This is a genomic window from Vibrio sp. 10N.247.310.17 (assembly GCF_041466605.1).
Taxonomy (GTDB): Bacteria; Pseudomonadota; Gammaproteobacteria; order Enterobacterales; family Vibrionaceae; genus Vibrio; species Vibrio tasmaniensis_A.
The window spans coordinates 1-25,043 of the sequence record NZ_JBFSTC010000086.1; the positions used below are offsets into that span (position 1 = coordinate 1).

Annotated in this window: 29 protein-coding genes; 12 read left to right on the plus strand and 17 right to left on the minus strand. The window is 43.4% G+C overall.

What is annotated here, in order from left to right; all coding sequences use genetic code 11:
- Positions 1 to 502 precede the first annotated feature (502 nt).
- The 5 genes from AB6D80_RS19430 to AB6D80_RS19450 form a co-directional block, all read right to left on the minus strand.
- On the minus strand, positions 503 to 1,567 hold the full coding sequence (locus tag AB6D80_RS19430) for a replication initiation protein (protein WP_086714985.1): 1,065 nt from the start codon (positions 1,565 to 1,567) through the stop codon (positions 503 to 505).
- Positions 1,568 to 2,784: 1,217 nt separating this feature from the next.
- Entirely contained in the window at positions 2,785 to 3,252 is a 468-nt protein-coding gene (locus tag AB6D80_RS19435; protein ID WP_086714986.1) for a metal-dependent hydrolase, read from the minus strand.
- 11 nt (positions 3,253 to 3,263) lie between these two features.
- Positions 3,264 to 3,875, minus strand: a complete 612-nt coding sequence (locus AB6D80_RS19440; protein WP_086714987.1) for an LPP20 family lipoprotein — start codon at positions 3,873 to 3,875, stop codon at positions 3,264 to 3,266.
- Between the two features lie 4 nt (positions 3,876 to 3,879).
- Entirely contained in the window at positions 3,880 to 4,584 is a 705-nt protein-coding gene (locus AB6D80_RS19445) for a hypothetical protein (protein ID WP_086714988.1), read from the minus strand.
- Between the two features lie 98 nt (positions 4,585 to 4,682).
- Positions 4,683 to 5,399, minus strand: coding sequence for a hypothetical protein (locus AB6D80_RS19450; protein WP_372189335.1), 717 nt, complete (start codon positions 5,397 to 5,399; stop codon positions 4,683 to 4,685).
- Positions 5,400 to 5,605: 206 nt separating this feature from the next.
- Here AB6D80_RS19450 and AB6D80_RS19455 point away from each other — a divergent pair, with 206 nt between their 5' ends.
- The 7 genes from AB6D80_RS19455 to AB6D80_RS19485 all read left to right on the plus strand — a co-directional run bounded on the left by AB6D80_RS19455 (position 5,606) and on the right by AB6D80_RS19485 (position 13,299).
- Positions 5,606 to 6,685 (plus strand): PD-(D/E)XK nuclease-like domain-containing protein, encoded by a 1,080-nt coding sequence (locus AB6D80_RS19455; RefSeq protein WP_086714990.1) that lies wholly within the window; start codon positions 5,606 to 5,608, stop codon positions 6,683 to 6,685.
- Positions 6,686 to 6,700: 15 nt separating this feature from the next.
- A complete protein-coding gene (locus tag AB6D80_RS19460) occupies positions 6,701 to 7,732 on the plus strand; it encodes a recombinase RecT (RefSeq protein ID WP_372189337.1) in 1,032 nt (343 codons plus the stop codon).
- A complete protein-coding gene (locus AB6D80_RS19465; protein ID WP_086714992.1) occupies positions 7,732 to 8,814 on the plus strand; it encodes a hypothetical protein in 1,083 nt (360 codons plus the stop codon). The genes AB6D80_RS19460 and AB6D80_RS19465 overlap by 1 nt, the downstream gene beginning before the upstream one ends.
- Positions 8,815 to 8,958: 144 nt before the next feature.
- Entirely contained in the window at positions 8,959 to 9,114 is a 156-nt protein-coding gene (locus AB6D80_RS19470) for a hypothetical protein (protein WP_158094633.1), read from the plus strand.
- A gap of 108 nt (positions 9,115 to 9,222) precedes the next feature.
- Entirely contained in the window at positions 9,223 to 10,308 is a 1,086-nt protein-coding gene (locus AB6D80_RS19475) for an RNA-guided endonuclease TnpB family protein (RefSeq protein WP_086714993.1), read from the plus strand.
- Positions 10,309 to 10,906: 598 nt separating this feature from the next.
- Positions 10,907 to 12,166: a ParA family protein gene (locus tag AB6D80_RS19480; protein ID WP_086714994.1), complete on the plus strand. Its 1,260-nt coding sequence runs from the start codon at positions 10,907 to 10,909 to the stop codon at positions 12,164 to 12,166.
- Between the two features lie 2 nt (positions 12,167 to 12,168).
- Positions 12,169 to 13,299: a hypothetical protein gene (locus AB6D80_RS19485; RefSeq protein ID WP_086714995.1), complete on the plus strand. Its 1,131-nt coding sequence runs from the start codon at positions 12,169 to 12,171 to the stop codon at positions 13,297 to 13,299.
- Between the two features lie 187 nt (positions 13,300 to 13,486).
- Here the strand turns inward: AB6D80_RS19485 and AB6D80_RS19490 are convergent, their stop codons facing one another.
- The 3 genes from AB6D80_RS19490 to AB6D80_RS19500 all read right to left on the minus strand — a co-directional run bounded on the left by AB6D80_RS19490 (position 13,487) and on the right by AB6D80_RS19500 (position 15,879).
- Positions 13,487 to 13,723 carry a hypothetical protein gene (locus AB6D80_RS19490; RefSeq protein ID WP_086714996.1) on the minus strand — a complete coding sequence of 79 codons (237 nt, stop codon included), beginning with the start codon at positions 13,721 to 13,723 and terminating at the stop codon, positions 13,487 to 13,489.
- 60 nt (positions 13,724 to 13,783) lie between these two features.
- Entirely contained in the window at positions 13,784 to 15,436 is a 1,653-nt protein-coding gene (locus AB6D80_RS19495; RefSeq protein ID WP_372189338.1) for an ATP-binding protein, read from the minus strand.
- 218 nt (positions 15,437 to 15,654) lie between these two features.
- A complete protein-coding gene (locus AB6D80_RS19500; protein WP_081230246.1) occupies positions 15,655 to 15,879 on the minus strand; it encodes a hypothetical protein in 225 nt (74 codons plus the stop codon).
- A gap of 393 nt (positions 15,880 to 16,272) precedes the next feature.
- Here AB6D80_RS19500 and AB6D80_RS19505 point away from each other — a divergent pair, with 393 nt between their 5' ends.
- Together AB6D80_RS19505 and AB6D80_RS19510 are read left to right on the plus strand one after the other, a co-directional pair.
- Positions 16,273 to 16,764, plus strand: a complete 492-nt coding sequence (locus AB6D80_RS19505) for a hypothetical protein (RefSeq protein ID WP_372189340.1) — start codon at positions 16,273 to 16,275, stop codon at positions 16,762 to 16,764.
- A gap of 61 nt (positions 16,765 to 16,825) precedes the next feature.
- Entirely contained in the window at positions 16,826 to 17,056 is a 231-nt protein-coding gene (locus tag AB6D80_RS19510) for a hypothetical protein (RefSeq protein WP_086714999.1), read from the plus strand.
- 56 nt (positions 17,057 to 17,112) lie between these two features.
- On the opposite strand, the gene AB6D80_RS19515 is transcribed toward AB6D80_RS19510, so the two are convergent.
- The 6 genes from AB6D80_RS19515 to AB6D80_RS19540 form a co-directional block, all read right to left on the minus strand.
- Positions 17,113 to 17,640, minus strand: a complete 528-nt coding sequence (locus AB6D80_RS19515; protein ID WP_372189342.1) for a hypothetical protein — start codon at positions 17,638 to 17,640, stop codon at positions 17,113 to 17,115.
- A 1-nt stretch (position 17,641) separates the two neighbouring features.
- Entirely contained in the window at positions 17,642 to 19,000 is a 1,359-nt protein-coding gene (locus tag AB6D80_RS19520) for a TraB/VirB10 family protein (protein ID WP_086715001.1), read from the minus strand.
- Positions 19,001 to 19,012: 12 nt separating this feature from the next.
- A complete protein-coding gene (locus tag AB6D80_RS19525; RefSeq protein ID WP_081230241.1) occupies positions 19,013 to 20,200 on the minus strand; it encodes a hypothetical protein in 1,188 nt (395 codons plus the stop codon).
- 8 nt (positions 20,201 to 20,208) lie between these two features.
- Complete coding sequence (locus AB6D80_RS19530) at positions 20,209 to 20,877, minus strand: TraE/TraK family type IV conjugative transfer system protein (protein WP_157939163.1); 669 nt, start codon at positions 20,875 to 20,877, stop codon at positions 20,209 to 20,211.
- A gap of 62 nt (positions 20,878 to 20,939) precedes the next feature.
- A complete protein-coding gene (locus tag AB6D80_RS19535) occupies positions 20,940 to 21,269 on the minus strand; it encodes a type IV conjugative transfer system protein TraL (protein ID WP_081230239.1) in 330 nt (109 codons plus the stop codon).
- 57 nt (positions 21,270 to 21,326) lie between these two features.
- Positions 21,327 to 21,659: a hypothetical protein gene (locus AB6D80_RS19540; protein ID WP_081230238.1), complete on the minus strand. Its 333-nt coding sequence runs from the start codon at positions 21,657 to 21,659 to the stop codon at positions 21,327 to 21,329.
- A 407-nt stretch (positions 21,660 to 22,066) separates the two neighbouring features.
- On the opposite strand from AB6D80_RS19540, the gene AB6D80_RS19545 reads away from it, so the two are divergent.
- Positions 22,067 to 22,264, plus strand: coding sequence for a hypothetical protein (locus tag AB6D80_RS19545; RefSeq protein WP_081230237.1), 198 nt, complete (start codon positions 22,067 to 22,069; stop codon positions 22,262 to 22,264).
- A gap of 10 nt (positions 22,265 to 22,274) precedes the next feature.
- Here AB6D80_RS19545 and AB6D80_RS19550 read toward each other — a convergent pair whose 3' ends face one another.
- Positions 22,275 to 22,490 carry a hypothetical protein gene (locus AB6D80_RS19550; protein WP_081230236.1) on the minus strand — a complete coding sequence of 72 codons (216 nt, stop codon included), beginning with the start codon at positions 22,488 to 22,490 and terminating at the stop codon, positions 22,275 to 22,277.
- 178 nt (positions 22,491 to 22,668) lie between these two features.
- Between AB6D80_RS19550 and AB6D80_RS19555 the strand changes: the two genes are divergently transcribed.
- Positions 22,669 to 23,382: a hypothetical protein gene (locus AB6D80_RS19555; protein ID WP_372189344.1), complete on the plus strand. Its 714-nt coding sequence runs from the start codon at positions 22,669 to 22,671 to the stop codon at positions 23,380 to 23,382.
- Positions 23,383 to 23,431: 49 nt separating this feature from the next.
- On the opposite strand, the gene AB6D80_RS19560 is transcribed toward AB6D80_RS19555, so the two are convergent.
- Positions 23,432 to 23,950, minus strand: a complete 519-nt coding sequence (locus AB6D80_RS19560; RefSeq protein ID WP_086715003.1) for a hypothetical protein — start codon at positions 23,948 to 23,950, stop codon at positions 23,432 to 23,434.
- Positions 23,951 to 23,992: 42 nt separating this feature from the next.
- A complete protein-coding gene (locus tag AB6D80_RS19565) occupies positions 23,993 to 24,316 on the minus strand; it encodes a hypothetical protein (RefSeq protein ID WP_081230233.1) in 324 nt (107 codons plus the stop codon).
- 173 nt (positions 24,317 to 24,489) lie between these two features.
- Here AB6D80_RS19565 and AB6D80_RS19570 point away from each other — a divergent pair, with 173 nt between their 5' ends.
- Positions 24,490 to 24,981, plus strand: a complete 492-nt coding sequence (locus AB6D80_RS19570; protein ID WP_081230232.1) for a hypothetical protein — start codon at positions 24,490 to 24,492, stop codon at positions 24,979 to 24,981.
- Positions 24,982 to 25,043 lie beyond the last annotated feature (62 nt).

Below are 25,043 nucleotides of genomic sequence, written 5' to 3' on the forward strand. Positions count from 1 at the left end.
CAACGGTATGCTAAGAACAAAAATGCCGTTCACTCTTAAGTGAACGGCATTACTCACGTTGGGTTCTTTATTTTTTCAACCGATGCGAATTTGAAATGTAGTTGGAGTTGTCCTGATGATGGTTAACTGTCTTAAGCAATCATGGCCTTGAACTACTGTTATTATCTACACTCTATATTAATTACTATTTATTTCTATTATTAAGTATTGAAAGTATGGGATCTATAATAACTATGAAGCATCGTAAGTAACTGTTTAGAAAGAGCTTTTGGCGTTTTCAATTACACATTACCCGTATATTTGATCTCATTTTCCGAATGTATGATCATCCTACCCGAACTTATGATCTTTCTATCCGATTCTTTGATCTGTATATCCTTGTTTATTGATCTTTTAGCTCTCTTTAAAAGCACACTTTATCCGTGTAATCACCATCTTGTCACTGAATAGTTTTAAAGCATTATTTCTAGCTGTGTGTAAGTGACTTAAATTATTGTATTTATTAGTAATTATCATCAACAGATAGGTTGTTAATTTCGTTTAGGAAACTCTCAATAGATTGTGCCATTTCCACACGTTGTTCTTCTTCTTTTTCGCGACGCTTGATGGCTATATTGATCTTGCTTGCTCTGTCCTGCTCCCCAATAGACGTATAGCAATGTGCAAGGTTCTTAAGTTCGTCAGTCGTGAGGTCACTTCCACCGACACGCTTCATTTCTAATGAAGAGATTATACGTTTGATGTCATCAAGGTTGAGTTTTTGAACTGGGCCTTTCTTCTCTACCCAACGGTATAAAAATTTGATCTTAGATATCTTACGACCTTCACGGTAAACCTCATAACCATGGGTTCTGCCATCTTCAGAGTCAAAGAACATGATCTCCTGATTTGTCTCTGAGTCATCCTCTATACCTTTAATGCTGGCTTTAATGCAACGATCAATAAAGACACTGTTATTGGAAAAGGATCGCTTACCTGACTTTATCTTTCCTGCTGGGTCATGGAGCCCAAATAAGCCTTTTAAGTCTTCAATATCAAAGGTTTGCAGATAGGTACCGCCACTTTTAAAACGACTAAGGATTTCGTAAAGACGTTTAGCATACTCTTTTTTCAGGCTAAGAAAACTCTGTGTGGTAATAAGCGCATAGCTATTGTTATACTCAATGTAGGCGTCTTTCAGCTCTTCATTGGGCTTCATTGTCAGGCGTCTATCTTTGTATGTCACACGTTTGAATATCGAGATGAAGTCGAACTCCTGGATCTCTTTGGTATCATCTTCAACCAACACGCCAATGTTTTTCTTAGTCAGTCTATCGGCAACAGGTCGTAGTGTCTTTGCGAGTTCTTTGGGATCAATGTTCAACCATCTCGAAAGCTGAGTTGAGGTGAATTGATAGGTTGGAGTATTATTGTTTTCCCAGTCTTCAGGCTTCATGTGGGCTATCATCAAGGCAAACAGGTCTGCCTCACGTTGTGTAAGGTCCTGCTGCGAGAATACAAGCTTGTGCGCCTTTTTAAACTGTTTTGGAAGTGTGTGTTTCTTCGAGGTAGTGACCTTACTATCCATGCCTAATCTCAACTGTATTTTCTACTGTGTGAAAGTATAACACTTTATCCGTGTTAGTATCACAGCTTTTCCGTTATTAACTCTAGAAATCCGTGTATCCCAACAAGAAATCCGCGTTTCTTCATTTGAGAGTCCCGGCCATCTGCCATAAAGCTTTCAATTTCCTGAATACAAATTGAACACCCATTCCTTTAACCATGCTGATGTACGCAGTAGTGAGCGTTTATAGTGTACTATTTCTGTAGTTATTGATCTGTTTATCCGTGCAATAACACATATAATCCGCGTACTTATTTCATGGCAGATATCACTTCAAATTAATTGGTATGATGTTGTTTTATATCGTTTTGTCTGTGGTTGGGTACTAAGTTATAAAGGTTTTATACTTATGGTTATGCATTTTATTTGTTTGAAATTTATCCAAACCAATACCTGTATTGATCTATTTATCCGTGTTTGATTCCAAGATACACCAAAGCCCCCGTCTATTTAGAACAGTTTTCCCGTCCTATTTAACAGAGGCATTCAAATTTCGGCATTAAATGATCAATTTATCCGTGTATCATCACTCTTTATCCGTGTTTTGAAGCTGAATCGACAAATTAACTGCTTCAATGATCAGTTTACCCGTGTAGCATTACAAATAATCCGTGTTTTTCCATCGTAAACCTACTACAGAGGTTTTTTGATCAGTTTATCCGTGTTTCAACACAGATTATCCGTGTAAAAACATGACATAACATTTATCGTATCCTAAATTACAACAAAAAATCCGTGCCTGAATGGTTGCTGGACGGTGTTCATACAAGCTCTCCGTGTCGCTATTTCATTCATTACACATTTTCCGGTGATGCCAAGACACAAGAACTTCTGTTGGTTTGATGGTTTTGTAGTCTGTATATGCACACTATTTACGCTATATCGTACTCGCTAACCGATACTTCCTATTCATAACCCTCCTTGATGATCATATTATCCGTGTAAACACTCAAATTTCCGGTTAATCACACATGTTACCCGTGTTATTTGCCAATATTAGGCGTATTCACACAAGATATCCGTGTTTGCATTACCGATACCGTGTTAAGCAATACAGTTTTTCCGTGTTATATCCCAACTCACACACAAAATCCGTGTTTTACACGGGGAATGTGTGATGTTGATCCTATCTAATGTACTTTCTTAACCTGTATTCATACCTAAACCTCAATTTGGACTTATCTCAATGCAATCCAACTCGCCATCACGACACATCCAAGCGTGGTAATTGCCTCAAAGAAGCCGTTACTTGCTGGCGTCAGCGGTACTCGATACCGAGTAGTTATCGGCCAAAAGAAATTGATGCCTGATTTGGTACAAGCATCCCCCACAAGGTGACCTATATAGCCAAATGTTAGCGAGTACGCCCAAGGAAACTCATACGTCGCACATAAGAACCAAAGGCCGAACGCGGCAAGTAAACTATGTAGCGCTCCTCGATGCCCGAGAATGCCTTCAATCGGTATACTCAAAAACGGAACAATGCGCCCTACCCTGCTATGTCTGGTGTCAATGTCAGGCAGTAATGCTCCTAACATCGCGAAACCCATACCTGCAAATGACATCCAATAGAATGTGTCTTGCATGGTATTCATGCAGATGTAATAGGCGCTTGCTGTTGTTATTTGATGATTGATAGCCTTCACACGGCACCACCCTACTCAACAGCGTTGCCGTTTGTTGCCTTATCTACACGACGCTCTAAGTCTTTAAAAGCAATGTCGCTTGCTGCTCGAACGTCACGGAATAAGTCATCATTGCCATCATTGTTCGAATCGTATGGCATGAATGACAATAAGTAGACGCGGTACTGAGTACTTTCACGGATAATTTCTGTATCCGTTACGTCATAGTCAGAGAGCTGTGCGTTCGCCACCAGCTTATCGATTGTCTTTTCGGTCAACGATACGACTTTGCTTTCCGTCGTCGCTGAATTGGTTGTTTCTGATGTGTACGCACGTTCACTGCCCGATACGATTTGGCGATATTTCTTGGCCAATTCAAACTCAGCGTTAATCTTCGCTTTAGTTACCGCCATGTCTAAGTCAGAGCTCATTCCTGTTCCGGCTGCAAAAAAGCCTTCACCGTTAGACTTCGGTGGTTTCATGTACCAAGAAGGAATGTTACTCAGCGTCTCATCCACACGGTCAACCGTTGCGTCATGCTTCGCCTTTTCTACTTCCAATTTGGTCATGTCGTTAGATGCACAACCGACTGCCATGATTGAAATCATGAACGCAGCTAATGTTTTCTTTTGAGTCATTTTCATTGGTCTAGTCTCTTTTTAATGAATTAACGCTTTTGTTATACATACGCGAACTCATAGTTGAGAAAATAAATTGAAGTAGCGTTATAGCGACTGGGACTGTTGCGATGATTGCCCCAACACTCATCAAACCTGCCATTTCTTCCAGATAGATATTGACGCTTCTTAGAACGGTTGTGGTGTGTGAAGCTGCGTAGATTAAGCCGACATAAGTAAACACCCCAATCCACAGTGAGCCAGCCATTGCGATTTTGATGTCAGTGAGAGATGGAAGCATGTGCAGTGTTACTGAAGATAAAACCCAGATTAGAAACCACTGTTGCCACGCTGCTTTATTCATGAACAACGTTAGGTCAATTGTGTTGTTATTAAAAAGATACGGTGTCACTTGTGGTGAGAGGAAATACAGTGCGACGATGCCTGTGAAAATTGGGCCAATACTGACTATTACTTTTCGAATTGAACCGGAGATGGACATTGGGTATTCGTAATTTACGTAGCCGAGCACGGGATTATCTTGAGTCGGCATTTGAAACAGTTTCACTTCGGTTACCTTAAACCCAACCAATTTGCACATCAGGTAATGTCCGAGTTCATGTAAAGGTACACCAACTATTCCCGTGATAAACACGAGTACTCTGCTCTTGTTGAAGCGCTCCATCAGATACTTAAGTACCCAAATGGCGGCAGCAATAGTTAGGAAGTGGATCATAGAGTTACCAATAAACGTAAAGACGGTAATAAGGTAACGTTTCCCTCAAACGATGTTTTCAATTAAAGAGCCAATTTTCGGGCGTTAATTGACAATATTTATTGTTGACTGTGCCGTGCGTCTATCTTTCGGACCTTTATTTGATACAACTCACACCAATGGAGCACTTGTTGAAGTCTTTCTGGTTTCGTAGATTCATCGATCAAAAGCGCAGCCGCATTAGAAAGCTGTAGCTGTTCAAAATTCAATAGCCGCCCAGCTACACGGCCATCATTGTCATAATCCGCGTTCAGCATCTTGGCTTGATATTGGCACTTTGGAAAGGTCGTATAAGGGGAGTCTGACAGTATCGCGACTTCTCCGGATACATTGCCCAGCAGCAGGCTGACTTTTTCCGTCACGGATAATTCACACTTCTGCCCACGCAGGTCGATAACAGAAAGTACAAACGGCGACTCGGGGACAAGCGTTCTTGCCCAAACACCATTGAGCTTCACATTTGAGGGCAGAGAATGTCTCGCAAAGATATTGAGAAACAACTCATCAGGAACAGCCTTTGGTCCTAAGTTTAACCGGGTGATTATAAATTTCTTCGGTATCTTACCGAGCTCCACCAGCGTGCTCGTGAGCATTGATTCCATTTCGGCTTCTTTCAACCACCCCCCGCCTTGCTTTATCGGCAAGTTAAAGCAATCACCATAAAGTCCTTCACCATTTGCGAGCCCTTTCGATTTCAATATCAACGGCACACCTGCGCCACTGCCAGTATTTGTTCTGTGTTTGGCGTATGGAATTACATAGTTCATACCTAGCATATTCGTTGTCCATTTTTGATTCTGTCATCATTGGTTATACACCGATTTTGGACTGGTTTAGACAGTTAGGATTTCTTTCAAAGACATTGATATATAAGGGCTCAAGACGAATTCACTAATTTTCAAAGTGGGGGGAGATTACTACTAAAAAACGGATTCCGTGATGTATATTCATAACATCACAAACAAGTTTAAGAAGGCATATTATGATTACTGAAATGATTAGCTCGCTAAGAGATTCGGTTACTCCATTCAAATTTGATGGTAGTACTTGTGATGTGCTTAAGGCATACAACAAAGATGGGTCCCCGAGCTGGCTTGATGAAAAAGATGAGCTCATCGAGGGGATTTACATTGGTATGGAGAACGAGGTTTACCATGCCCTACCCGCGTATTCATCATCTCAGTTGAAGCTGCTCGTAAAGAAATCCCCTGCCCACTTTTACAGAAAATACATAAGCGATATTGACCGTGGTAGAACCGTGTCGAAGTCGCTGCAACGCACCTTTGATGCAGGCACCTATGGTCATGAGTTGATCCTAGAGCCTCATGGGTTCTATGACCGCTATTACCGCGATATTGTGCCAGCTGATTACCCAAATGCCCTTAGAACGGTCGCAGAAATGCAAGCGCTTGTTGAGAAGCTTAACATCCCTAATGTGCCAAAAAGCGCTAATAAAGAGCGTTTGATGAAAGAGTTATTGGCAGTAGAACCGACCCTGCAATTTTGGGATACGGTTTTAGAAGAGCACAACAATAAGACTATCCATAAAGGAAAAAAAGCGATTGATGCCATTGTCTGGGACGATGCACACCGCGTACACGAAACATGTCGAGATAATGTTGATGCAGATGCATTGATTCAAGACGGGTTACCAGAGATCTCCTTTATCGCTCGCTGCCCAGAAACTGGCTTGTGGCTCAAGTGTCGCTTTGACTGGCTACGCTTCGACTGTATTGCCGTTGATGTAAAAACAACTGCGAGTACGGACCCTGATGCGTTTGCCAAGCAAGCGGGTAACTTGGGATATCACATTCAAGAAGCGTTCTATACCTACGTAGCAAGCTTGCTTGAGGTGAACTTGGGTGCCTTCTTGTTTGCATGCATTGAGTATGTCGATGCTGATTTATGTGAAGTCTATGACTTACAAAGAAAGGAAGAATCGATGATTAAGTTCAAAGATGGGCTACATTCATTGGCGACTTGCCTTTCTACAGGCGTATGGACAAAACGCGTGAATCTATCAGGAATCACTTCTATCACTATTCCGAAGTACTGCCGTTAATTGGAGGGCGCTATCATGACTAATCAATCACTAGTATTACAAGCAGTCGAGGCTGCACGTCCTCATTTTTCGACTATCGTTGCTGAGAACCAATCGGGTCTTGATACAGACTTAGAGCTGGAATATGTGGCCTATATTCTGGAGAGTTTTGGTGAGTCGATTACCTCTAACATGGACGCCAATTCGGTATATTGGAGCATACTCAATCAGGCCACCATCGGTTTGTCTGTTGAGGAGGGGTTAAATCACGGCACCTTTTTATATCGTCACGATTATGTGTCCAATTTCTTCGTATTGGAATTCATGCCCACATACCATGGGCTAATTCATTTAGCGTTCGAGTCGGGGGAGGTGGCGCAGGTCAGTGCTGATCAAGTGTTTAGTCATGACCAGTTTATCTATCATGGTTCACGTTCGCTGCCTGAGCATACCTCTCAAGGGGCTTACGCGAGTGGAGATTTATTGTGTGCTTATGCTGTTGGAGAGACGTTAGCAGGTCACGTCTATTGTGAAGCCCTTTCACGCGAAGAGTTAGATGAGATTGAGCTGATGGCGGCTATGAGCTTCAGTTCTAACCAATCGGTTTGGAATACTGCTTTTGTCGGTCAGATGCGTAAGAAATCTGCGATTCGTAGAATGATGCGTTTGTTGTTCAATCAACTCGGTTTCGACAAACCTCACTACCGCAGTCGTATTAAGACGCTTATGAGCGTGGAAGATAACATGTGGACGAATATGAAATCCTCCATGGACCATGAAATCGCTCGTGCAAAGAAAGAGAAAGCATTGTTAGGTACGAGTAAAGACAGCGTTCCGGTCAACACCTTTGGGCAGCCTATTAAGAATGCTAATACGGTATGTACTTCGAAAGTAGTGTCACATACAGGTATGTCTGCTGCCGACTTGATTAAGCGTGTAGGCTCTACTGACGGACCTACCTTGGACTTTGTTCCTACGGCTCAAGATGAAACAGAACAACCGCAAACTGAAAACCCATCGACATCCACACTTGGTTCAGATGGCTTTATGGGCGGGTGGGGGTACTAATGACAATCACAGAAACGCGCAATGAGCCCGAGCGATTACGAACGGCGAGTATCATTACACTAGGCAAACAGAAGAATGTGTTTCTTACTCATTCGGTAGTAAATCAGAGCTCCAATAAACTGATCTACCAAACCAAGCGCAGCGATACAGGTTCTCTCAAAGAAGTTCAGTGTACGCAAGAGCAGGCCGATGTGTATATCCACCAGCAAGTGGTGAAGAGTTTACAAGCTCATACCGATGATATTAACCTGCCACACATGTCACTTTTAGAACTTCCCAAGGAATATAGAACGGTTCGAGAAAGAGATGTGTTAGTCCGTTTTCGAGTGCCAGAACCATCGATGTCTTGGATTGACAATGACATTCACTTCGCTGATACCACTGATAACTTTGGCTCCGACTGTCGGTTCTATCCGACTCGTGGCAGTGAAAACTTCGATTTGGCCGTACTCACCATTTACCCCGAGGATTCTGGCTACTTCGCTACTTTGAAAACCGAACACGGGTATACCGGCCTTCCTATGAGTCATTGGATGTCGTTAGTACCCATTTGGCGCAAAACCAAAGTAAAAACAGAAATTGCGGTATTGATTGACAGTGAGGCTCAATCTACGTTGCCAGGTCTTGGAAAGATGGCGAACAAGCGTGGTTACACTTGCCTTGGTGTTATATCGGGTTTCTTTGATAGAGCCGAGGGTGCTGGCGACGCCCTTTTCAAAGATCTATCGACCCGTCAGCTCTTTGTTGATGCCCGTCACTCGGCTGAACCAACAGTGGATTGCGAGTATGGCTTTGCTTTCTCTATGTCTCATAACGCTCTCTACCGGTTCGATGCACGTCGTTCTATCTTATTGACCATCATCGACTTTGATTCAAGTTCAAATTCTTGGGTTTTGGGGTTTACCGACACTCTCGAACGAGTTACACAAATTCCCTATTCGTATGATGACTTCTTTTCGAAGGGTTACCAAATTGCGCTGGTGGCCACCGTTCGAGAACAAAAATTAATGAAAGTCTTCAGCTATCAATTTCATTCTAGTTGCTTTGATGAGGAGTCTTCTTCAACACAACTTGAATCATAAGTTCGAATGACAGCGGCATCCTCAATCCCCGATTCCCCCCGTTTTGCTTTCCCTCCCTCTAGTGATAAGGCCCCAGTTACAATGTGGGGGGAGGGCGGTTTATGTCCAAGTACTCTGTATTCATCAAAGACAATAAGGTGATGGATGAATACCACTAAAGTGCCGAGCACTCACTCTGAACACGACACGCAACCTGTACCCAGTAAGTTAATAGAATCGATGGAAGGATTTGAATTTGATTCGATGACAGATGCACAGGTAGAAACCGCTTTTGAATACCTCATGGAGCAAGTGTCGTAGAGTATATCTCCGGCATTTACCTGATTCTTGCGAAAAGCCCCTCCCTAGAATTATCTAAAGCACCTAGAGAGGAACCAACAACGTGAAAGCACTAGTTAATTGCGCCAAATGAAACGAGCATTCAAATACAGATTCTATCCTACTCAGCAGCAAGCCGAACTACTAGCAAAGTCGTTTGGCTGTTGTCGTTTTGTTTGGAATAACTCTCTTAAGCACCGTACAGATGCGTACTACGAGAGAAGTGAGTCTATTGCTCATTCAGCACTAGAGAAGCGATTAGTGCCTCTGAAAGTAGAGTTTGAGTGGCTTAAAGAGGTATCGAGCGTCATCTTTCAGCAAGCATTGCGCGATCAGCAAGAAGCATTCAAAAACTTTTGGGATAAACGAGCCAAGTACCCAAAGTTCAAATCCAAACACGACAAGCAATCAATCAGACTGACCAAAGTCGCCTTTAAATATCGTGACGGTCAATTGTTCATTGCCAAGTCAAAGCAACCTTTAGATGTTCGTTGGTCGCGTGAGCTACCAAGCGAACCTAGCTCTATCACTATTTCAAAAGACAAAGCTGGTCGATACTTCGTGTCGATGCTTTGCGAGTTTGAATCTAAACCAATGCCTGTAACAGCTAAGACGGTAGGTATTGATTTGGGTTTAAATAACCTGTTCATCACAGATAGCGGTGAGAAAGTCGATAATCCTCGCCACACTAAACGCTACGAAAAGAAACTGGCATACCTACAGCGTAAACTAGCCAAGAAACAAAAAGGCAGTAAGAACCGCAACAAGGCACGCCAGAAAGTAGCACGCCTACATGCAAAAATTGCTGATAGTCGACTAGATAACCTCCACAAGTTGTCTCGCAAACTCATTAACGATAACCAAGTCGTTTGTGTCGAATCTCTAGCTGTGAAGAATATGATCCGCAATCCAAAACTGGCAAAGCATATCGCTGATGCTTCGTGGGGCGAGTTCGTCCGTCAATTGAAGTACAAAGCGGAATGGGCGGGACGCACTATCGCAGAGATAGACCGTTTCTTCCCTAGCTCAAAGCGTTGTAATGGTTGCGGGTTTGTACACGAATCAATGCCGCTTGATATCCGTGAGTGGGACTGTCCTGATTGTGGACGCACCAATGACCGCGATATTAACGCAGCTATGAATATAAAAACCGTCGGGCTGGCGGTGTTAGCTTAGGGAGCGACTGGATCGGGGATTGGAGCAATCCAGTCTAGTGAAAGCGTGTCGAACTAAGAATTCCCTCCGTTTACGGATGGAAGAAGTCAACCGTGTTCTAATCTGTCATCATGACAGAATAGTAAGAGATTTTGATTGTTTAGTGTGACTAGCTTCATTCTGGTTTGCTTTCATCTTGTTGGCATTTCCACATTCTCATCACACCTGTTTGGTCACTACTACAACAAAATTTCTTTCTCATACATTGAAGCCTAACATTCAGTCAGTTCCCGCGTTTATGTATCGCAGAGCTGACTTTTCGTATGTTAGTGGTGGCTTCAAACCCATTACTCCTTACTCACGTCCGTTTATGAATTGCACAACATGGCCGATAAGTACAATAGTAGGACGCGTCCTACTATTTTAAGTTGTTGTTTTTGTTGTGTTTTGTTTTTCCTCTATCGTTCCCCTATCTTTTGCAGAAAAGTACATCATTAGTTTAAAACTTTATCGTAAGTCGAATTTCAATGAATTTATCCAAAGTTGACTTATTATATCTTTTCTTACCTTTAATATTGGTTCATACTAGCTTTCAAACAGGCCACTGGTGGATATTGCTATGGGAACAATGACAGAGAAACAGCTCAAGACGCTTGAATTAGTTGACGAACTTGGGGACGGAGGTGCTAAATTCTTGGAATTGCGCCGCGAAACAAATGAAAAGCAACCTCGTTCTTTCACACAAGCTGAGGCATTGAAGTACCTCGAATGTTCTCAAAAGGTATTGACCGATTTAACGAAAGCGTTAGGTATCGATCCTAAACGCTATGCTGAGGTTGGTATTCAGTACTACCTGACTCTTGAAGAGCTGTACTTGATCCGCGATAACATGCCGAATACCACCGTTCTTAAGAAAAGACACAAACCATTCCAAAGAACAGCGAAACAAAAGACGCAGATTATTGCCGTTCAAAACCAAAAGGGCGGGGTATCTAAAACGTCACTGTCCAATACAATAGCAACAGGTTTGGCGATTAACTATCATGTTGGTTACAAGATCTGTCTTATTGACATGGATGGCCAGTCAACTCTGACAAGTTTCTACCCTCCAGTGCATAAACACGAAACCAAACACATTGAGCGAAATGGAGCTAAGTATATTTCTGACGCTCGCACCAGCATTGGCGACTTGATGACTATTGATCCTAATACAGAGACGTTTCAAGACGATGTGCGCAACGCCGTTTCAGATACGCTCATCCCCAATCTGAAAATTATCCCTGCGTCCCAGTCTGATAGAGACACGGAATCTTTGAGTACCAGCGACGATTTGAAGAAGCAGAATGTTGACCCTACAACGCGTTTGAAAAATATCTTAGATGCACTCGATGGTGAGTTTGACATCATATTGATTGATACTCCGCCTTCATTGGGTTTTGCAACGTTGAACAGTTACTTCGCTGCGACTAGCGTGCTGATTCCGTGTAAGGCGGAACATAATGATACCGATGCGACCTGCGCCTACTTTCAATATCTGGATAGCATCATTGGTAACTTCATTGCTAAAGGTCATCAAGGCTACGACTTTGCGAAGATTGTCATTTCCAATTGGAAGGGCAGTGACTCGGAACTGGACATTTTCAATGCTCTAGTCAGTCAGTTTGGTGATGCAGTGTTGTCGACCAAAATGAAACACAGTGAAGCTGTAAAACGTTGTGCGTCTGAGCATAGCAGTGTTTTCGAATTCTCTAGGTCAATGGACAGTAAGAAAGGCAAAGCGTTAGAAGCGGCACAGGCGAACTGTAAAGAAGTCGTGGCCGACATTCATAAGCTGATAACGGACGTTTGGAAACAACAGGACAAAGGTGAGGAGCAATAATCATGGCCAATAACCGTCTAAAGAAAATCGCTGCTGCTAACGCTGCTAAGGCCGCACAAGAATCACCTTCAATCACTGAACCTGAAGTGGAGAGTGTGTCGAGCTCACAACGCAAGCCCCAAGCCTTCATGGGTGGTAATGAGCGCGAAACCACTATGACCTTAGCACAGGGGAAGTTGGCTTCCATTGAAGCTTCACTAAAGGAGGGCGGCATTAGTCTCCAAGAGTTTTTAACTGAGACTAAGAAGCTGGACTTTGCGCAAACAGGTCGTGAGATTAAGTCCATTGATGGTACAAGCTACCGTGCTATCCAACGTACCTTGTCATACGATGAGATTATGACTTTGGTTAGGATTGACGTGGACAACGTTCGTGAACAGTCGAGCCGCAATACGATTCAACTCAACAAGATGAGTGATGAAATCGAGTTCGGTATGCAAATTTCACCTGTACTTGCTTACCAAGGTGAAGATGGCCTGATCTATGTCGTGGATGGCTCATGTCGTACTGATATTGCCATGGATAAAAAAGTGGGGCTGGACTTTGAAATATTAGATCAAATCCCAACACCTGAAACCATTACCTGGCTGGTGGCGTCGTCTGACATCAAAACGTCTTTCAATTACTACGAAAAGGGCAAGCTCTATTCTCGTTTGATGGAAGTGAATGATTGGTCGGCGTACAAATTAGAGAAAGAACGTCTATACGAAAAATCAGACATCTCACTCTCCCTCGCTATCTACTCGATGCCTGACAGTCTGAAGAGCCTGTTTTCAAACTATGCCTTTAGTAGCCGAGATGCCAAGTTCCTTCGTAAATTGATCGGCACGGTTTCAGAGAGTGAAGATAAGCAAAGTGCCTTCACGAAATGGATTGACGAAAACCGCTCAGAATTCGAAGCCATGAATGCAGAGGAAGTGAACAAAGAGCTTATTGCACGGTTGAAAGATTGGAGTCCTGTTTCTCCTAAATTGGGGGGCATTAATAAGGAACCTCTATCGTGGGCAAAGAATGGGAAGGTATCGGTATCATTCCAAGTCGTGAGTAAAACAAAGTCGAAAATTGAACTGAACAATGCAACGCCTGAGCAGATTGCTCAATTGGAAGAGTTCAGCAAAACTTTGTTTGGTTAGGGCGGTTTTTGGGTAGTAGGACGCGTCCTACTATAAACTCAGTGGCATAATTACCTCTTGATGCTGGTGGTCAAGCTGCCATGTAATGAAAGGGCTGTGCCATAACACGATACGAACTCGACTCTGCGGTCTATTGTGGATTCAAAAAAAAAGCTCCCATGTGATGGGAGCTTCCGATAACGATAAGTTATTGATTAAGAGCGTCTTGTAACTGCCCTAATACAAATGCCTTATCTTCTTCACTCTTTAAGTCTAGGGCTTCAATAAACCCTACACTGTTAATGAGTTCCTGCAATTTAACTTTATCCAAAGTTGGGCCAATTAACTCAAGGATATTGTGTAACATATCGACTTGAGCGTAAGGACCATATCCCCGACCCAATTCATGAGAATGGTCGATGAGGGAGTCAGTAAATGAGTTCATAGTAACTCCATACTTGGTGTTCTACCATACAAAGACAGGTAGGTTGGCGGGTTAGTGTGGTTACTTAGTTTCGGTAACTACAATGTCAGTTCCTGAAAACGAAATACTAAATTTCAGGTTATTGAGTGTGTTTTTCAATCCAGATCCCATGAACGCATCATCGAGAACTCTTTGGATCAGAACTTCAGGACTTTCCGCCCTTAATTTCATATACAATTTCTCAAGCAGATAAATGTCGCGGTCCATATCGCTTTCACAATAGCAATTCCACTCATCTTCGTAACTTCCATAAATACGCAAAGCCATTGACAGATCTTCTTTGGCGGGTATCACCAATGTTTGATCTGAGGCTACAGCTGCATCATCATTAATGATGACATCACCGTATTCGCCGGACAGCGTGTATTCATCACATAGAACGATAGAGATGGAGTAAAACCCATTTAGTATCTCTGTTGGGCTAGGGTTAGACAATTGGATATCGACCTTCAAATCTTCAACGTAACGGATAGTACAGTTGTGGATCCAATGGTCTTTATGCAATTTCTGAGTATCAACAAATACCACGTTGTCCAAACCCATTAGGTAGTTGATGTTGATGGTTTCATATTCTTCTTCACGTTCTGGAAATGCAAAGAGTAATGATGATTCCACATCAGTGCGAGAAATCGGCTGTTCAAGTTGGCTATGTGTTACGGCATCATGTCCAGCGAGTGCGAGCTCGTAAGTTGTGCTTTCTTCGATCTCAGACTCAGTTAAAAAATCAATATCGTTAAGAAGCTCAGGCGCATAATTTATCGCGCATTTCCAGAGTGTGGAATTTGCCGCGAATGCTTCAGAACCTAGCTCATTAAGCTTTTGTTGAAGTGAATTTTGCATTAGCTTTTTCATTTCAACGTGAATCGACTTTTTAATTTCTTCGGAGTCCAATAACTCAGCACGATCCGGCATTCTTGCCCTAACGCTATCATCCAAATGAACGATGTGATCTGGTTGTAAGGTGCGTGATTGCACAGAGTTATAGTTATTCGCTATAAAAGCACCTTGCAGATAAGCGATCCAACTCAGTTTGTCGATTTCGGGATTAAAATAAATAGTGCCGAAGCTGAACTTCGATTTAACTAAGTTACCTATGTCATCCAGAACGACTCTTGAGTGTGTTTTAGCGAGTATTTTCCCGTTGAGTACCACATCTATGTCATAACCTGCACCAACTTGGTCGATTTCTCGGTTATAAGCAGTCGATGTGAGATAGTTAAACAAAGCGTCAGTAACGCCTTCCATTTCAATTAATGTACCGTTACCGTGCAGGCTGTCTTCTATCTCGATAGATTCACCTGAAACGATGTCTTCAGTACTTGCTGAGAGCCTTTGATGCTGACTTTGAATTGTGATGTGTTCGCACGCAAACAAAGTGCTTAAAAAGCCCATACCATATGGGTTGCATTTAGCCACATCGCTTGACCAACCTGATTCTGCAACCGACAGAAGCTTTTGCATGTCAGTGATACCTGAACCATCGTCCAGTACGATTAAGTTCGCACGGCCATTTTCTACTGAAGTCGTGAAGTAAATGGTTGTGGCGTTAGCGCGAGAGGCGTTCTGAATCAATTCATTGATCACTTTTCCGGTGTTGGAAAAAATGGCACCAAGGTTCGCGAGAAAATTGGATTCGTTAATTTTGATTTGAACTGATTTGTTTGAGTTAGTCATAGTCTTATCCTCGATATAGGGTAGGTAATGAATCTGCGAAGTACTGGGTGAGCACAACACAAGGGGTTACAAGCCGGTTAAAAGTGCGTTCAACGAGACATCAATGTCTGAAGGAGCATTTGACCGGGAAGGTTCATCCGGTGGGATGAGGTTCGTTGTCATTGTTGGACAATGAGGTTGGTTAGTTGCTGGTGGAAGTACCAGGTGCTAACAGGGGGTTAGACTCTGTGTTTGTGAATAGTAAACGTTAGCCAAAGGGTAATGCCTGCTGAAGCCCAAGAGAGTAGGGTGATCAACAAAACATGACGCCATGTTTTACAGAATTCGACCACATCATGGAATGCAGAAGGGAATTCTGTGCCACGAACAACAAGAACAGGGTGAATACAGAAATAAACCGTCGCTAAACCAAATAATATGGTGAACAAAGTGCTTAATTTCATGGATAGTTCCTCACGGGTAGGTGATATCGCAGGTACACAAAAAACACCCAAGGGTGTGTGTGTTGAACCGTTGATTGGGGTTAATTACGGGTAGTAATGCGAGTGGGTAACTCTTGTTGGTGTCAAAGTGCATTGACAGTAAGGGACATGCATAGCATGGGAGAATTGGAAGCTCTCCAGCTTGGAGAAAACGATCACTAATACTAGTGATGATGTTTTCGGGTTGAACCGTATCAATCTAGCGTATGGGGCTGAAATAAATGGCAATTAACGAATCCAAAATACATGTTTCGAGCACTCGTTCAGTGGGTTACGTACTAAGTGGGGGGAGATTGCTAGGCCAGGTATGGGAAACGTCGTATATTGAATTCAACGAATAGCCGGGGAGCAACAATGGAGAAGGAAGTAAAGCGGGTAAAGTGGCATAGCCATGGATGTCGTGAGCTGATTGATGTGATGCGTTCATTGTCTCTCAGTGACATCCAATATCTGTGTGAGCAGCCAAGCCCAGTCACCACTGAATTTATTGACGAGTTCGCTCATTCAAAATGTTATGTCTTGTGCGAGGGTTTGATTGTGGCTGGAGAACGTAGCCGGTTCCCGATTCGGGGTGTGATTCTGTCTGAGTATGGCGTTGACCTTCATTACCTCAATGCTTTCGATATTGAAGGGCAAACGATATATATCGATGCCTATGGCCTATTTACACGTATTGAAGATATCTCAAGGCGCTATCAGATCGACGAAGCAAACATGACGGTTTTTGAGTTCGACTTTTATGGACTACAGTGCCGAAACCCTGACATGCCAGTCGTCGTCCTTCGGGAAACATTAGATGCGCTTAGACATGGTATTTGGTTCTCCCGTGGACTACGTTCGCTTTAGAGACAATGCTTGTCGTCACTTGCTATTGAATATTCAAAATGAAATTAACTAGGAGGGAAGTATGTTAGCTCAGTATTTTGATCGTATAGATGAAAGCATCGACGCGTTGCTGGCCACCGACTTAACAGAGACTCAGAAAAAAGCGATCTTGGCGTTGGTGAAAGACTCTAGCGAAGAGGTGTTGGCCTCATACAACAGAGCGGTTCGAGCAGAAACCAAAGTCAATGTGATGAAGACGAAGTATGACACGATCTGTTTGAGTGCGATGGATGCCGCGAGTGGAGTGCATTAAAAAAGGCCACTGTGAAAGTGGCCAAGCTGTGTTGTTTGCTAGTTTTATTGGTTTTGTTACTCCGATTGTTGCGAAGCCAGCCTGTTCATTTCATCGACGGACATTAGCTTAACAACAAGAGAATCTGGTAACTGACCATGCACACTAGCTGCAGGTAGCACCACTTTCCCTTCAGAGTTCAATATCTGGATCATGTTGTTGTTATATTTTTCTATAGCAGCAAAATCATAACCCTGAGATTTAAGAGCCGAAAACGCTTTACCAAACGGGTAAAACACAATGGGGTGTTGGCTCAATGACGTTTCACTTTGTTTGTCGATCACCATCATGGCATAAGCCATTACCCCTGATAGGACCATTAACCACACTACGATGATCTTCGGAAATAGATTTGACGTCTTACTTTCCGTTTGCGTTTGCGTTTGCGTTGGCGTTGCTTCAATCACGGTCGGTTCTTCGTCGCCTTTAGGTTCGTCGGGCATTGTTGGTTTTGATGCCTTCTCAATGAGTTGTTCAAGCTCCTGACTGGAATTCGACGCCTCAGTTGGTTGGTCATTTTTCTTTTCATTATCACCAGTGGCCATATTAGATCTCCTTAAACGTCAGTTTTAAAGGGGCTTGAAGTAGGAAGGTCACTTCTTGCATTGCTGGTACGTCAACGGTTGGCCAGATTTCTTCCAACATTTTCACGTAGTATTCCGAAATGCGGTCCAAAGATGAGGCGCCACCTTGGAGTACTGCCGAGGTGCCTAGTGTCCCTAGATCGGGTGTTTGAAAGCCTGTTCCGTCAGAGTTGATGTCGACACCCGGCACCCTTGATGGGGCGATACCTTGTGCCAGTCCTGAAAAGAAACCCGCCCACATGGAGCCTTTCAATACTTCGCCGTTTCGAGCAACTAACGTGCCTGGAATCCCGGCCTGACCGTCAGAGCCAGTAGCAAAGCCTTGCGCCGCTGCTTCTGCCGTGAGTCCGTCCTCATCGATGCAGACCACTTTTTCTAGTCTCATGTAGGCTCTGCGATCTGACAATTGACCAATGCCGGATAATAGTGCCTGACAGTCTCTTAGGTCAGCACGATAACCATTTGGCAATAGTGCATCTGTCTTGATTCGCATGACCGCCGGAAGGGGCTCTCTCGCTGAACCAATACTGGTTGGAGCTTGCATGCCTGATAGCAAAGTGCCGGTTACAAGGCTGGTGGTTGGCAATGAAATTGAATACCCTTTTTGCTCAGGTTTTTGCTGATAGTTCTTCAAGGCAGCAGCCAACTCCATTTCTTTCTGATTCAATGCCTCACGTTTTTGCGCCTCTGACATTTCATCTTCATCGACCAGTTGGTTTGCTTCTACTAAGGTTTTTACACGCCCGTCTTGCAACAAAATCGCATCATTCCCTTCATCGACACTTCGAATGCCTGCAAGAGCTGGGGGAGGGGAGCTGCGCAACTGGCTCACTTGTTGGTTCGGCACGCCATTAGCGTCGACAGTGATTTCCGTTGCGTTCCCGTGTCGATCTACAACGACTTGGCGGCCTTGTCGAATTTGGTTCGGATCATAGTTGGTTCTTTCCAATTGGCGTTTGCCTGACTTCCATTCGGCAATCTCAGCATCTTGATCGGCCATTTTTTGACGAAGACCATCGACCTCTTGTTTTAACTGGTCGTACTGGTAATTGTCATTGCGTGCCGACGACTTTTTATCGATGGCCGAAATTTCAACTAAGGCGTCACGAACGCCGTCAACGTCTTCCCTCTCTAGTTGGGTACGTGTGCTCGAAGGCATGAACACTTTTTCGATTTTATTCGCGTCTGCGTTCGGTCGTTGAATTTTGCCCGGATGAATAAATTGCATCGCTACATAGGCGGCAGGAACAATACAGACGCCAATCACCCCATATCGGAAATTTTTGTTGGTTTCCCAAAGTTCTTTAAAGTTAATCTTCATGGTTCACCTCGATTAATCCAGAAGTGATGGACGTTCATTGCGAGAATGCATACGTTGGTAGTACAGTCGGTCGCGCAATACGTATACTTCGGTTTTTTCTGATGGCTTTAAGGTCGCTTTGTTTAAGATACCCGTTGCGATCACGTCATCATCTACCCAGCAATCCTGCTCTCGCAAAACCACATTTCGATTCGTAACGTTTTTAACCAATACAATGTCCACGATTCGTCGAGACGATATTAAACGTTGTTTCGTCTCTGCATATGTTCCAAATCGACAAGGACGTAACGCGTCTCGCGGAATGTTGGTCTGCAAGTCAAAACCGGTAGGTGTTGCTTTTCCTGCCGTTTGCGCAAACAGTTTGTTGATACCCTCGACGTATGGAGATGACTTAACTTGAGGATCACTGGCAATGGCCAATTCAGATTCCATATCTTGAATGCGCTTTTCTTGCTCAATTTTATCCTGTTTTTTTGACGCCAATACGCGGTTCACTTTTGCTTGTAATGCTTTGTTGTATCGGACATCGACTTGTACCATTGCAGGCATGACATCAAGTGGCCAAATCGTTAAGTTGACTTGGGTTTCAGGCACCCCTTTTTCGAACATAATGATATTAAAAGGGGCATCGTTGTTAGACGTGAAATAGATAAAGCTACCATCCACTTTCATGACGACATTGGGATCTGAACTGCGAATGTTAATTTCTTTGAAAGAGGTGCGAATACTGTTGAGTATGTACTTTGCTGCAGGCAACGTAATATTGTCTGAAGGGCGTAGTTTGTACTTCTGAACTGGCTTAAATTTCTTCGCCATTTGGCGCTGCATACGTTCGAATGCAGTCAGAGAAGGTTTTGGTGGTTGGGCCGTTGGTGGTGTTGCGACAATCACGTTCTTGTCTGATTGGGTGACTCTTCCAAATTCATCGACGGATTTTGTGCTGACAATAGGTTGCTTCGCAGCTGGGTCATTGACTGGAGTGAATTGACTTAATGACTCTTGCTTATCGGTCGGTAAAGATTTGACTACTTGGTCAACCATTGCAGCAACAGTCGCTTTATTTTCTGGTTGCGTTGTTTGTCGCTCCACTTTCGAGCCAACAGGTTCAATAGGGATGACGTTTTGGTTTGCCATTGCACCGAATGATAATGTGGCACAAAGCAAGGTCGTATATCTAGCGAGTTGATGTGAATTTTTCATAACGGGACCTACTTGTCTTGCTTGCGTTCGATACGATTGCGTTCTATCTGCGGAGCGCCTTCGTATTGGTCAATGGACTGCATCTTTGGACTACCATGTGCATTGGCAATCTTGAGTTCGTATGTCCAGCGTACTGCACGGCGTTCATCGCTTTTATTGCCGCGTTTCTTTCGCTCGGTAAGCTTACGCTCGCCGTAAACAATCACTTTGTCGTATTTGTTGTCGTAGAACACATCTAATACGTTGAACTCTTGCACTTGGTCCCTGATGTCTAAAGCTTTCACATGACTGATCACTTGCTCATTCAATGCTTCGTAATCTCGAATGGAGAGCATTGGTTTTAGCGTATCTAAGACAATATCCACATTACGGACATTCACGTTACCAAGCATGCTGGCAATGAATATGCCCCATTGCTTCTTGTAACCTGAGTTGGCTTTGTTGCCTATCATGACAATTTCTTCAGAGAAATTAGGCGGGGTAACAACGGTGACGGGTTTCGCTGTCATTACCTTAAACGCTAGAAACGCGCAGATAATGATGGACAGCCCCATCATCTTTGTCATTTTGTTACTGTGGTCGATGGCTGCTTGCCAAGAACGTTGGACATTCGAATCTGAATCATGCTCCAGTTCAGACTCATCCTGCCCCTTTTTTTTGCGGTTAAATATATTCATAGCAAACCTCAAACTTTTGCTAAAACAACACATAGAATTTAAAAACGGATCGCTACAAAGAGTTAGCGAAAATAAGTACGGTTAAATGCTTCTGGAAACGATTTACGGGATTTAAAGTTAATGATTCCAGCCCACCACAACATGTGTTTGAGCCGACCTTTGGGATAGTTATCTTTGACCCATGAATAGGCGAGAGCGAGAAGAATGGCGATTCCACCGATAAGTAACAGGTTCTTGCTGATGTGTCCGATAGCGATACCGACAAGCAAAATCCCCGCTGTATCCGACTCCATTCCGATCACCGATTGTTTGTCGTTTACTCGAAGTGGCACATAGGTTTGATTGTTCGGTAGTTGAGGACGAGCATCATTATTGATGTCTAACTTACTCATATGACCCCCTTATGTACTTCTGGGCCTCTTCTATAAGGCCCAGAGACATCTGTTGCTTTATACCGGAAGACCGGCAGTTAGCATGGTAGTGATAATGGTTTGAAGTTGCGCCAGCACCAGCATGATGATGACAGAAACACCAAGACCGATAAGGTTTGGTCGAACCATTGAGAAGATGATGATCCCTGCGAAAGAACAGAACGCGATAATTTGTCCAGGAACACCTTCAGCAAAGCTCACTAGTTCATCAAATAAGCCTTGGAACGCATCACCACCTGAACCGGCAATGGCCGAGACGGTAAAAAACATAAGCGCGAATGTAATTAAGCCGAGGTATGTCGTCTTTGAATCTACTTTTTGTACATCATTGACGTTGATTGTGTTTTGCATAGAAATATCTCCAATAATTCCGGTAAATACCTTTTAAGTAGGCCCTTGAATCATTGCAGGTAACCTAATTTTGAATTCCAAATAGTGAGCCGTTTTTTTAGGTTTATTTGTTTTTTTACATAAGCACCTGTTATTTATGCTTATTTTTATGTGGCAAAATCTTGATTTATCCAAAATTTCATTGTTGACAATCAATATGCTTTATTGAGTTCCATGCATCGACCAACTGTGACTTTCATATTTCAGGCGGATGACGGGTTCTGAGTACAGAGCTGCAGCCAGAATAGAAAGGGCTTCGATGGCGATGATTTCAACCACCAGCGATACCAAACGGGGGGAGGTTTCTAGGTACTCTGACGAGGGGACGTTACTATCAATAGACAGCGTTTCTGCCGAGGAGAAGAATCATGAATGAACGATATTTGGCTTTCAAACAATGGTGTCCAACTGGCACCAATTGGGAGTTCATGGCTTTTATTGCTAAACGAAAAGCGGAGTTTACGGGTCAACCGGCTTGCTCGGGGCATATCTCTGACCAGAGTGCATTTTCGGCGTATATCAAAGATTGGGTATCCGCTAATACCACCAGCAGCGCCCATTCTTAGATTCCATTATCTAATGGGTTTCTTCATGTGTATGCGGTTTGTAGATTTCCGCTAATGATTTGGGACCTTTCTTTTTGGTCTTTTTGGTGGTGGCAGGGGAGTGGCTGTCGGTTTGTTGGATGGCTTTTTCGTGTTCTTTGGCAGCATCCGAGAACGCATTGCTTTTCATTGCGTTTTTTCGAAGTTTATTCAAGCGGTCGAGTTTTGCTTCAAATTCAGGCGTCATACTATATCTCGCTAGTTATGCACTAACTTTGTTATACGACGAAAACCATGACAGTTTAGCAATTTACCAGTCCATTTTGTTGAGTTGGGTAATTTCGTCTTTTGCTCTCGCTATTTGTCAATCTGTAAACTCAGTTAGATACAATGATGAGGGTATGGAACAACCGAAGAGGGTAAACATGGATCGTGTTATTCAAGAGCAAATCCAACAATATGCATTCAAACGCTTTCCCATTTTGTCAGGAAAGCCTCTCAAACCTCTTGCCATCGGAGCTGGTGCCGCTTTGCAAGAAACGTTGTGTCAATCGTTCAGTCAGGCAGACGTTTCTTTTTTTCTGGACCGTTTTTTCACCAGCAGAGAGTACAAGCTGGCGCTGATTAATTGCCATCAAGCTTGCTATACCCGGTATAACCTTGATGGTTCGCCCTCATCAACGACAGTGAATGAACATGAGTTATTGGGACTCGCAAGGCATGGTATTTTCAAAAACAAAAAGGGACTCACGGATAAGGCCGCTCAATTGGTCAATGAACAAAAGCGCTACGTCTTTGATCGAAGGAAACAACTGAAGGACAAGGTTCTCAGATTGAAGCAGTCGGGTTTTAGTGACCAATTCTTGTTAGACCGATTGGGTAAGCGCATTCAACCATACCTGAAGGTCAACTCCAAGGCTGGGCAGTTTTATTCGGATAGCATGGTCAGCGAAGCGCGAATGATGAGGGAACGCACAGCTTCAATGACAGTGAAAGAAGTCAAAGTGTTTCAAAAATCACTGTATGACCAAGGTGTTCCCGTCTATTTAATACTGATGGCCACAAACCATTATGAACCAATGCTTTATGAGTTGGTGAGAGATGGCGAACCGGAAAGGAAGTTCCCACAAGTCGCCTAACTGAAAAAGAGCACACAATGGTGCTCTTTTTTACATGGGAACAACCAAACTAATGCATGGTGGGCGTTGCTTCTGCACGCATGTTCAGTAATCGGATAACCAATTTGTCGACCGCTCTTTTTTTCGTAAAACTGAGTTTTTCATACGGTTCAGTGTCAAACAAATCGCACATTAAACCGGATTGTCCGTTTTGGTTTACATCGTGTGTTTCGGTGACAAAACCAGAACCATCTTCATTGCGTTGAATTGGCCAGAAGGTGCATGTTTCGTCTACACGGTTATTGATCAAAAACACCATATATTCTTGACGTGCAGGCGACATCGAAGGTCGGATGTCGGGGTTGGTACTCATCCAAGCTTCTAGAACGAACGTGTATTTGAGCACGTTGAGTTTGCCCATCAGTACGCGCAGCGCCATGGTCATCTTTTCTTTGCTGTCTTGGTCTGAGATTGGAAACGAATAAATGCGAACTTTGCCATCAGCACATTCCAATACGATTGATGGATCAGCAGTACTTCTTGCCTTGAGTAGATCGTTAGCGACGATTTTTTGATTATTAATGTCCATATTTGCCTCTCTTTGCCTCTTCAGGAGTCCGTCTGATTTGTATCAGTCGTAAGTAATTTCGTAGTCAATGCCGTCTTGCCATGGCGTTTCAGTAATGATGTAACCGACTCGGTTAACCCAATGGCAACCATTCACAATTACCCACTTACTGTCGACAGGCTCACCCAGCTCATCTTCTTCTTCGTCGATATCAATCTCGATGATCGTCCAGACTCGACTGGCGTCGGTTGTTTTGATGGTTTCTAGGTCGTTGCCATAGGTTTCGAATGAGATGCATTTGTCATCAAGGAAGATGGCGCTACCCCCATTCTCGTTGATGATTGGTTTAAAGGATTCCACCCATTGTTCAAAAGTAAGGTTGTTCATGCTGCATCTCCTTGATTGGCGTTAGGGATACTTTATTCGATGAATGGAAGGGCTCCCCCCATATTGGAGTACAGAGTCGATATCGTTTGACTTGCCAGAGTGAGTGGGGGGAAGAGAGAGAGGTTGAACCTATGCTTTGGTTGTCATTACACACAAACGAATGGAGAAATCACATGGCAATGTTTTGGGGCAACGTCTGGTATCAAGTCATTCATGATGAGCTCGCATATTGCGGCATTCTAATGCTATCGAAGTACCCAAGTGCTCATGGAGGCTACGACAGTCAAGGCAACGAGATTGTAGAAGTGATCATGCCTTCGTTACCTGAAAATTCAGGCTTTTCCTTCATTGAGCATAAAGACCAACGATCAGCGATGCTGGCCTGCAAAAGTCATATCCTAGATAAATCCAGATCGGATCTGCTTGCTCACCTATGGGTGGTCAATGACACGCAATGTGATCTTGATGAGTTTAAGGTTCAGCTGAAATCTGACCCTGACCATGTTCAGTATTGGAAATCGAAAATTGCCACCAGCAAGGAAACCATTGAAGACTTTCAACTTAAAGCCAAGAACTTGAAGCAAATTCGTAAAAGTAAAATAAAGGAATTCCTCGAAAGCGAAATTGTGGACATCGCGACAAAGCATGCTCACGAGCTGGCATAACCTAACTTGATGTATGGAATCCACTCCCTCTCTGCCAGTCTACACTTAGCAGAGTGCCATTA